The sequence below is a fragment of the Hansschlegelia zhihuaiae genome (assembly GCF_004103825.1).
GTDB classification, from domain to species: Bacteria; Pseudomonadota; Alphaproteobacteria; order Rhizobiales; family Methylopilaceae; genus Methylopila; species Methylopila zhihuaiae.
Window position 1 is genome coordinate 166,938 of sequence record NZ_RYFI01000008.1, and the last position, 7,200, is coordinate 174,137.

Here is a 7,200-nt window from a genome sequence, read left to right on the forward strand (position 1 = left end):
TTCACCTGATCTTAATCAGCCGTGAAACGATCCGTTAACCGTTCGGGCGCTGCCTCCGTGGCAGGATGGCGTCCGCGGGGTGAGGGGTCGTCCCGCGCAGCTCGAACCGCGCAGCCGATGACGATCCCGAACCGTCGATCCCTGATCCTCTGCTTCGCGCTCGCCTCCGCGCCCGCCCAGGCCGCCGACCTTGCGACGGAGTCGGCGTTCGACTGGAGCGGCCCCTGGGTCGGACTGCTGGGTTCGGCGGGCAGGATCGGCGGCGACGGGACGCTGGTCGGCGTCGCGGGCGGATACGACCTGCAGTTCGACCGGCTCGTGATCGGGATCGATGGCGACGTCTCCGGCGGCGGGCTCGACGCGCGACGGGCGGGCGCGCGCTACGAGATCGAAGCCTTCGGCGCGATCCGCGCGCGCATCGGCTACGCCTTCGGCCGGTTCGTGGCCTATGGGGCGGCGGGCGCGGCCTTCGCCTCCGCCGAATTCGCGGGCGACGACGACATGCAGATCGGCTGGACGGTCGGCGGCGGCCTTGACTTCGCGCTGACCGAGCGCGTCCGCCTGCGCGCGGAGTATCTCTATGTCGACCTCGATCGCCAAGACCTGAGAGGCGTTTCCTTCGGTCCTTCGGGAAGCCTCGGCCGCATCGGCCTCAACTACCGCTTCTAACTGGTCCCGTCCGCTTCCCCGGGGGCTCGCGAGCGCTAGCTCTCGGCTGCCAAGACACTAAGGGAGGCGGGCGATGGGCGTGTTCGATTTCATCAAAGAGGTCGGCGAGAAGCTGTTTGGGGCGAGCGAAGCCCAGGCGGCTCCTGCGGACAAGATCAAGGAAGAGCTCAAGAAGCACGGCCTCGACGCCGGCGACGTCGACGTGAAGGTCGAGGGCGACACCATCAAGATCAACGGCACGGCTCCTTCGCAGGAGGTCCGCGAGAAGATCATCATCGCGGCCGGCAACACGCTCGGGACCGCCAAAGTCGAGGAAAATCTGAAGGTCGAGGGCGGCGGCGCGGAGCCCAAATTCTACACGGTAAAGAAGGGCGACAACCTTTCGAAGATCGCCGAGGCGCAGTACGGCAAGGGCAAGGCCAACCGCTACAACGACATCTTCGAGGCCAACAAGCCGATGTTGAAGCATCCGGACAAGATCTATCCCGGGCAGGTGCTCCGCATCCCGGATTGACGGCCGCTTTCAGATCAAAGCGACGAAACTGCGTCCGTCGTTCCGGCCGAAGCGCCGGGACCCATTACCGGAGACGGCGCCAAGGGATTGACGAGGCGGCGCTAATGGATTCCGGGACAAGCCCGGAATGACGCGCTCTGGACTAGCCGGTCAACTTGACGACGCCCCCTCCACCGGCCGGAGGCCGTCGGCCCGTCCCTCGACCGTGCTCAGTGCGGCGCGGTCGCCTCGAAAGCAGGCGTGGCGGCGCGGAAATCCTCGAGCCAGGCGACCAGGCTCGGGTGGTCCGACCTCCACGCGCCGTCGAAGCGCAAATCGAGATAGCCGAGCGCGCAGGCGGTCGCGATGGCGCCGATGCGGGACAGGTTCGCGGGCGGCTGCGACTCGAGGCTCTTGAGCGCCCGCTCGACCTTGCCGGCCTGAAGCTCGAGCCAGCGCTCCGACCGCTTGTCGGCATCGCGCAGCCGCGTCTCGTAGACCTGCAGCAGCGCCGCGTCGCAAAGCCCGTCGGCGAGCGCCTGGGCCCGCAGCTCCTGGAACCGTCCGGGCGCCTCGACCGGCACGAGCTTGCCGCCGCCGGCGAGGAAGTCGAGATAGTCGACGATCACCCGGCTGTCGAACAGCGTGGTCCCATCTTCGAGCTCGAGCGCGGGAATCTTGCCGAGCGGGTTCAGGATCCGGATCGGATCGCCGGGCGCGGACGTGTCGGTCGCCACCACCTCGATCCGTTCGCTCAGCCCGAGCGCCGCGGCCGAGATCTTCACCTTGCGGCCGAAGGGCGAGGCGGGCGACGAGCGGAGCTTGAGCATAGAGGGGCGATCCGGATCGGAGGCGGCTCCGGGCGGGTTAGCGTCCCGCCGCCCGCGGCGCAAGCGGCCCGGCGAAGGAGGCGCCGTGCCCTTCGCTCCGCCGGATCGCGAAGCGGTTCCCGAATCCGATCTTTCATCGGGCGCGGCGCGCTCGCGCCGCCGCCGTTCAACTCACGGTGATGTTGACGGCCTTCGGGCCCTTGCCCTTGCGGTCCGGCTCGACGTCGAAGGAGACGTGCTGACCTTCCGACAGCGTGGCGAGACCGGAGCGGGTCACGGCTGAAACATGCACGAAGATGTCCGATCCGCCGTCATCCGGCTTGATGAAGCCATAGCCCTTCTCTGAGTTGAAGAACTTTACGGTACCGCTCTGCGCCATTGAAGTCCCCCTGCAGTCCATTCCAAGGCCGCCCAGGCCCCGCGCGGCTCAGCCTCCAAGGCGCGCCGCTGCGCCCGGCCGATCGCGATAATCCTCCGAGACTTACTTGGTAAGATCATCGCCGCCAGTCTGGCAAGGCGAAAAAATGGCGCGTTCCGGCGCCTCGGCGCCGCAATCCTAAACGGAAATCGCCTGAACGAAGCCGCGGGCGCCTGCTCCTTGGGCTAGGACCCTGGCGATCTCCGGAAGTCCGGCTTCGAGTTCGGCGCGGAGCGTCCAGGGCGGGTTGGCGATCACCAGGCCGGAGCCCGCCAGAACCTTCGGATCGCCGGGCTCCCGAACGAGAAGCTCGACGTTCAGGAGGTTCGGGACGCCGGCCCTCGAGAGGGGCTCGAGGAGCGCGCGGCAGCCCGCTTTGTCCTTGATCGGCCGCCAGAGCAGATAGGTCCCGGTCGGCCATGTGGCGTGCGCCTTGAGGAAGGCCTCGGCCATGCGGCCGTGCTCGCCGGGCTCCTCGAAGGGCGGGTCGACGAGCACCAGCCCGCGACGCTCGGGGGGCGGAAGCCAGGCGTTGAGGGCCGTCCAGCCGTCGATCTCGACGCATTTGACCCGCCGGTCGCGGCCCATATTGCGGGCGAGGGCGGCCGCGTCCCTCGGGTGTTTCTCGCAGAGCCGGATCCGGTCGCCGGCGCGCGCCATGCGGCGCACGATCTCGGGCGAGCCCGGATATTGATCCTCGCTCATTTCGGCGAGGATCGCGCGCCAGGGCGCCAGCAGCGCTTCGGCCGGCTCGCTCAGCCGTTTGTCGCGGAGCCGCCCGACGCCGTTGCGCCATTCGCCGGTGCGCCCGGCCTCCTCGCCGCCGAGATCGTAGACCCCGACGCCCGCATGGGTGTCGAGGCAGCTCCACGGCGCGGGCTTGAGGTTGAGATGGCGGACGACGAGCGCCAGCACGACATGCTTCAGCACGTCCGCGAAATTGCCAGCGTGGAAGGCGTGGCGGTAGTTCACGCGTCTGGCGTCTCGGCCCCGTCTCCGGAAGGCGGCGGCAGCATGACCACAAAGTCCTTGGCGCAGTCCTCCAGCACCGACCAGACCCCGACGAAGCCGGGCTCCAGCACCAGCGCGTCGCCGGGGCCGAGCGGCACGGGCTCGCCGTTCTCGGGGATCACCACGCAGCGGCCGGAGCGCAGCCGGCACCATTCCCACTCGTCATAGGCGACCTTCCAGGCGCCCTGCGTCGCCTTCCAGACGCCGGTGATCAGCCGGCCGTCCGGCGCCTCGTAATGCACGGCGGTGCGGAAGGTCGGATTGCCCTCGACCACGCGGTCCGGAGCCGGCGCGCTCTCCTCCCAGATCTCCGTCACGCCGGGGCGGTGCAGCCGCATGGCGGCGTCGGCCTCATGCTCCATCGGTGGTCACCTCGCTCTCGCGGCCGGCAGGGAAACGCGCGACGCCCGGCAGGCGCGGCGGTCGACTTCCGCGCAGGGACGGAAGGCGAGTTCGCGCGTCATGCAGATTCGGACCTCAGTCATCATGCCTTCGCGGCAGCCGACTGCGACCATCGACGGCCTCAACGACGGATTGGCGGCGACGAAGGCGCGCTCGATGTCGGCCGGCGTCAGATCCTGCTCGCGGCCGGCGTCCCGATAGGCGTCCGGGATCGTGACCTTGGCGGCCGCCTTTCTCACCGTCTCGAAATAGGCTCTCGGGTCGAGCCCCGAGCATGTCCCGTGCTTGCGCCACTCGTGCCGCACCAGCCCGACGCTCGGCATGACGTCGAGCATGTCGTCGACCTGGGCGCGCGTCGGCTCGCGGCCGGTGACGCGGCAGTCGGAGGGGAAGCCGCGCTCATATTGCGGCCAGAGCCCGTGGACCACGAAGGCGTGGGGTTTGGCCGCGCCGCATTGCCCGCGGTCGGCGCGCGAGCCGGCGGTCGCGCAATAGGTCGGGGACCAGGACAGCGACAGCACGTAGAAGTCGAAATCGCCGGCCCGGCCGCGGCCTTGCGCGGCGGCGTCCGAGACGTTCGCGGCCAGTCCGACGAGCCCCGCGACGCAGGCCGCGAGGGCGGTTCGTCTCACGGGCGGGCCATCTTGCAGTCGGGCGCGTAGGAATAGTGCCGGTCGAGCCCGCTCACGCACCATTCGACGCCCCAGGAGAGCGAGCCCCAGGACTGCCATTCGCGGATCGAATAGGAGACCTGCCGCTTGCGGCCGTCATTGGTGACCGTGGTCGCCTTGCAGAAGCGGCGCGGGATGAAGGACCAGCCCCAGGGCCGGTAGCCGAGTTCGACCGGCCGGACGAAGGGCGACAGCTCGAGGCCGGTGCGCCAGTAGGTCCGCTCAGTGTCCGAGAAATTGTGGACGATGCGGCGCTCGACCTCCGGGTCGCCGCAGGCCGGCAGTTGGCCCGTATAGCCGCGCACGACGCCGGCGTCGGACCGATCGCGGACGACCGTGCGCGTCTCCCTGTAGCGATAGTCCGCAGCATCGGCCGCATGGACAGGCGGGGCCGACGAGAGCGCTGCGGCCGCCATGGCGCCGACCAGGAGAACCGTTCTCATCACCAGACCCTCAAGCTGCAATCCTCGCCGCGCCTCGACCTTCGGTCGCCGCAGGTCCCAAATCAAGCGCCGTCCTCGGGCTTGGTGAACCGTTGGCGGGCCAGGGACTGCGACCCACGGCGGCGTCTCGATCCTCCTGTGCTGAGCGACGGACGAGCGCTCGTCTTGGGATCGCCGCATCCGCGGTGATAGCGTCCGCCTCGTCCCAGATCGAAGGAGCGACCCGATCGGAATGCAGCGCTTCGAGACCGCGCGCGAGGCGGCGCTGGCCTTGCGCCCCGATCGGCCGGTCTACGGCTTCCGCCCCTCCGTGCTCGACGCGGACGCGCGCGCCTTCCTCTCCGCCTTCCGCGGCCGGACCGCCTATGCGGTCAAGACCAATGGCGAGCCCTTCGTGCTGGAGAGGCTCGCGAAGGCGGGGGTCGACGCCTTCGACGTCGCGAGCCCCGCGGAGTTCGCCGCCGCCCGCGCCGCCTCGGCGGACGCCGCGCTCTTCTATATGCATCCGGTGAAGGCGCAGTCCGACGTCAGGCTCGCGCTCGAAGGCTACGGCATCCGCTCGCTCGCGCTTGATCACGAGGACGAGGTCGCGAAGATCCTCCGGATCGTCCGCGCGCAGGACATCGCGCCAGGAGACGTCACGCTGTTCGTGCGGCTCGCGACCAAGGGGCACGCCGCCTATGAGCTGTCGAAGAAGTTCGGCGCGGCGCCGGCCCACGCCGTCGAGCTGCTCCAGCGCATCGACCGGATCGGGTTCCGCGCCGGCGTGACCTTCCATGTCGGCAGCCAGGTCGAGGATCTCGCGGCCTATGAGCGCGCGCTCGGGACCGCGGACTGGGTGCGCGGCCGCTCGGGCGTCGAGCTCGCGGCGCTCGACATCGGCGGCGGCTTTCCGGCGCGCTACGGACAGGACCCGCGCCGCCCGAGCCCGCCGGCGCCGGAGGTCGGCGACCTCGTGCGGCGGATCGAAAGCGAGATCGACGCGTGGGGCCTCGGCGACCTGCCGCTGATCGCCGAGCCCGGCCGGGTGATCGTCGCACGCTGCCTGTCGGTCATCGTCCGCGTGCTGCTGAAGAAGGGCCAGCGGCTCTACATCAATGACGGGATCTGGAGCTCGCTCTCGGACTCGTGGACCGGCAAGATCACGCTTCCGGCGCGGCTGATCCCGGATCCGGCGCGCAAGCGCGGCGCGCGCGCCTCGGACAGGCTGACGCCGTTCCGCGTCATGGGCGCGACCTGCGACTCGGTCGACATCCTGTCTCGGCCATTCTGGCTGCCCGAGGGCGTCGACGTCGGCGACTGGATCGAGATCGGCCATATCGGCGCCTACAGCCTCGCGCTGAGGACCCGCTTCAACGGCTTCTACCCGGACGAGTTCGTCGAGGTCGCGACGCCCTTCGAGGCCGAGGAGGGCGCCGAGGGGTTCGCGAGCCTGGAGCCCCGGGGAGGAGTCGCGGCCGGCTAGCGCTCGCCGCGGAACACGATCGGGAAGCTTGAGGCGTCGCCGACGCCGTCGCACTCCTCCTTCGCCCGGTACTCGATCATCCGGAACGCGGCGCCGACCCATTCCCAGAGGCCGACCTGGCCGCAATCGCCCGCGCCGCGGCCCTTGTCGAAGGCCTTCAGCTCGCGCGTCTCGGGATTGTAGGCGACGTTGGTGAGCGTGTCGGTCCCGGTCCAGCCGATCGATTCGACGAAGGCGGCGAACAGCAGCGGGTCGAACCGGTTGGCGGCCTTGGACGGGTCCTCGATGAACAGCGCGAAGTCGGCGTTGTAGGAGCCCGAGGCGCACACGATCGCCCACAGCGTCCGTCCGCCGCCGAGGTCGGCCGCAAAGGATTCGTCGGCGAGGAAGGAGGCGTCGCCCTCCGCCTGGTCCCAGAGCGGGCAGTCGCGGCCGATCATGACCGTCCGCAGCGCTTCGGGGACCTGATCTCGCGCCACGTCGCGGAGCTTGCCCGTGAGCTTGCCGGGGGCCGCGCCGCCGATCAGCGCCGCCAGCGCGTCCTGCCGGTCGACGCGGCCCTGGCGCGCGTCCATCTCGGCCGCGGCCGCGGCGAAGCCCGGCAGCGGCAGGCTCGCGGAGGCCTGTTCGCCGCCTTCGCCCGAGACCGTGACCAGGATCGCCTTGCCGCGCCGCAGGAAGGGCAAGAGCCGCTTGGTCGCGGCGTCGGACAGGCGCAGCTCCGCGGCGCCGGGTTCGGCCGCCGGGCCGCTCGAAAGGTCGGAGCCCGAGGCAAGCCGGACCGGCGGGCCCCCCCCC

General features: G+C 70.1%; 10 protein-coding genes. 3 read left to right on the forward strand and 7 right to left on the reverse strand.

Annotated elements, in window-relative coordinates:
- The first annotated feature begins 117 nt into the window (after positions 1-117).
- Positions 118-669, forward strand: a complete 552-nt coding sequence (locus EK403_RS10280; RefSeq protein ID WP_128777397.1) for an outer membrane protein — start codon at positions 118-120, stop codon at positions 667-669.
- 73 nt (positions 670-742) lie between these two features.
- Complete coding sequence (lysM, locus tag EK403_RS10285) at positions 743-1,183, forward strand: peptidoglycan-binding protein LysM (protein WP_128777398.1); 441 nt, start codon at positions 743-745, stop codon at positions 1,181-1,183.
- 209 nt (positions 1,184-1,392) lie between these two features.
- On the opposite strand, the gene EK403_RS10290 is transcribed toward lysM, so the two are convergent.
- The 6 genes from EK403_RS10290 to EK403_RS10315 form a co-directional block, all read right to left on the reverse strand.
- Entirely contained in the window at positions 1,393-1,992 is a 600-nt protein-coding gene (locus tag EK403_RS10290; RefSeq protein ID WP_128777399.1) for a glutathione S-transferase, read from the reverse strand.
- A 166-nt stretch (positions 1,993-2,158) separates the two neighbouring features.
- Positions 2,159-2,371, reverse strand: coding sequence for a cold-shock protein (locus EK403_RS10295; protein WP_128777400.1), 213 nt, complete (start codon positions 2,369-2,371; stop codon positions 2,159-2,161).
- A 177-nt stretch (positions 2,372-2,548) separates the two neighbouring features.
- Positions 2,549-3,382: a 23S rRNA (adenine(2030)-N(6))-methyltransferase RlmJ gene (locus tag EK403_RS10300; protein WP_128777401.1), complete on the reverse strand. Its 834-nt coding sequence runs from the start codon at positions 3,380-3,382 to the stop codon at positions 2,549-2,551.
- The gene (locus EK403_RS10305; protein ID WP_128777402.1) at positions 3,379-3,783 is read right to left on the reverse strand and encodes a cupin domain-containing protein; all 405 of its coding nucleotides are present in this window, start codon (positions 3,781-3,783) and stop codon (positions 3,379-3,381) included. Before EK403_RS10305 ends, EK403_RS10300 begins: the two co-directional genes overlap by 4 nt.
- Positions 3,784-3,789: 6 nt before the next feature.
- Positions 3,790-4,455, reverse strand: a complete 666-nt coding sequence (locus tag EK403_RS10310; RefSeq protein ID WP_245479624.1) for a ribonuclease T2 family protein — start codon at positions 4,453-4,455, stop codon at positions 3,790-3,792.
- Complete coding sequence (locus EK403_RS10315; protein ID WP_128777404.1) at positions 4,452-4,937, reverse strand: hypothetical protein; 486 nt, start codon at positions 4,935-4,937, stop codon at positions 4,452-4,454. The genes EK403_RS10310 and EK403_RS10315 overlap by 4 nt, the downstream gene beginning before the upstream one ends.
- Before the next feature lie 232 nt (positions 4,938-5,169).
- Between EK403_RS10315 and EK403_RS10320 the strand changes: the two genes are divergently transcribed.
- Entirely contained in the window at positions 5,170-6,402 is a 1,233-nt protein-coding gene (locus tag EK403_RS10320; RefSeq protein ID WP_128777405.1) for a type III PLP-dependent enzyme domain-containing protein, read from the forward strand.
- Here EK403_RS10320 and EK403_RS10325 read toward each other — a convergent pair.
- Positions 6,399-7,200 (reverse strand): DUF1176 domain-containing protein (locus EK403_RS10325; RefSeq protein ID WP_128777437.1); only part of this gene is annotated, 802 nt, incomplete at its 5' end. The genes EK403_RS10320 and EK403_RS10325 overlap by 4 nt on opposite strands.